The following is a 1,955-nucleotide window of genomic DNA, read 5'->3' on the forward strand; positions in this document are numbered from 1 at the left end:
CGCCCGTCGAGTACGAAGCCAACTACTACCAGACAACCGCGAAACCCCACGTCACAGCAACCATCTGAGATCTCCATCAAACCCGGGGCGGTTCAGCGCTGCTGGTGGAGGCGGACGGGTCGGGCGGGTCGCTGCGGGCGTGGTGCGGTGGCGGTTCCGACGAAGCGGGTGCTGGGCTCGTGGGCTTGGCTGCTGCGGTCCGGCACCGCACGGGCGTGGGTCCAGACGCCGGATTGCTGGCGTACGCGCACGAGCTGGTGTGCGGCGTCCGGGCGGTGTGCGCTCCTTCAGCGGGCCCGCAAGCCGCAGCGGCGGTCGGGGTATTGGAGCAGGCGCGGTTCGCGGTCCTGCACGAGGACACCCCGGGGGTCGGAGCGGTCGTGGTTGATGCAGGACGGATCAGTCCGTCCGGCTCGGCGGTTCCCGGTGCGCCGGACGTGCTCGTGCTGGTGTCCCGCGGCGGGGTGGATGCGATGGGGCATGTGGCGGGCCGGATCGAGGAGTTGCAGGCGAGCGTCCCTGTCGTGGATCTGCTGATTGTGGCACCGTCCCCGTACCCGCCTGCGGAGGTGGAGGCCGCGTTCGGTGTCGGCCGGGTACATGCGTGGCCGTGGGACCCGGCCGGTGTGCGGGTGTGGGTGCCGAATATCCATCCGCGCAGGTCAAGCGGCATGTCGGTATTCGTGGAGGATGCCTCCCAACCGGTCGTGTCTGCGAACGCGCAGGCGTTGGAGCTCGTCGGGGTCAGTGATCGGTTCGGGCGCAGGCCGTAGCGGCGCGCCCTGGTCGAGTGTTCGGTGTGGCCGGTGTTCGTTGTAGTGCTGCTCGAACTCGCGTAGCGCGTGGAGTAGATGGCGTTGGTTCCAGATCAGGGTGCGGTCGAGGAGTTCGTGGCGGCAGGTACGAACCCAGCGCTCCATGACCGCGTTCATACGCGGTACGCGCACTCCGGTGAGCAGGACGCGCATGCCGGCGTCGACGAGGATTTCGTCGAACAGCACCGGGAACTTGCCGTCCCGGTCGCGGATCAGGAACTTGGCTTTGGCGCCCGCGTCTTCGAGGTCCATGACCAGGTTCCGGGCGGCCTGGGTTACCCACGTGGCGGTGGGATGCGGTGTGGCGCCGAGGATCCGGACGCGGCGGGTGCCGTGTTCGATGGCCGCGAGGACGTACTGGCGCTGTCCGTTTGGCGTCACGGTCTCGAAGAAGTCCAAGGCCAGGACGGCTTCGGCCTGCGAGCGCAAGAAGGCGGACCGGGTGGTGGCGCCGCGTGCGGGGGCAGGATCGACGCCTGCTTCCTTGAGGATCTTCCAGACGGTGGACGCGGCGACGCGGATCTTGAGGGCGGCCAGTTCGCCGTGGATGCGGCGGTATCCCCAGGCCGGGTTCTCCCGTGCGAGACGCAGTACCAGGACCCGGATCGAGCGCACGGTCGGCGGGCGACCGGGCCGCTTGCGGCGGGACGCGGCCACGTGGCGGCGACGGACCAGGTCGCGGTGCCACCGCAGGACCGTGTCCGGGCGCACGACCAGTCGCATCCGGCGCAGCATCTTGCGTGGGAGGGGATGCAGGAGCGCGGCGAGCATGGCCCGGTCTGGCGGGTCGAACCGTGGCCGCCGGTCACCGAGCTGACGCTCCAAGACGGTGATCTGGTGGCGCAGGGCCAAGATCTCCGCATCCTTGTCGCGGTTGCTCATCGGCAGCAGCCGCAGCGCGGCGAACGCGTTTGCGACGGCGAGGTAGGCGAGTCGGAGCAGCACGGATGATCATGCTTCCGTGGGCCTCGTCACCGGTATGAGCCGGGTATGAGTGGCAGGCGCGTCGTAGACGTGCAGGCCCTTCGACCTGCACGGACGCATTTACCGGCACCTACAGGCGTGCCGGGGCAGGCGTGCGACAGGTTGAACCACTTCACCTCGCCGCCCTTGACCTCGGCGACGGCCAACACCGCGGCG

1 protein-coding gene is annotated in these 1,955 nt (G+C 69.3%); it reads right to left on the reverse strand.

What is annotated here, in order from left to right; translation table 11 throughout:
• Positions 1-662: 662 nt before the first annotated feature.
• Positions 663-1,760 (reverse strand): integrase core domain-containing protein, encoded by a 1,098-nt coding sequence (locus tag AB0C36_RS43015; protein WP_358365237.1) that lies wholly within the window; start codon positions 1,758-1,760, stop codon positions 663-665.
• Between the last annotated feature and the right edge of the window lie 195 nt (positions 1,761-1,955).

Origin of the sequence: Streptodolium elevatio (genome assembly GCF_040649515.1) — a bacterium.
Classification (GTDB): domain Bacteria; phylum Actinomycetota; class Actinomycetes; order Streptomycetales; family Streptomycetaceae; genus Yinghuangia; species Yinghuangia elevatio.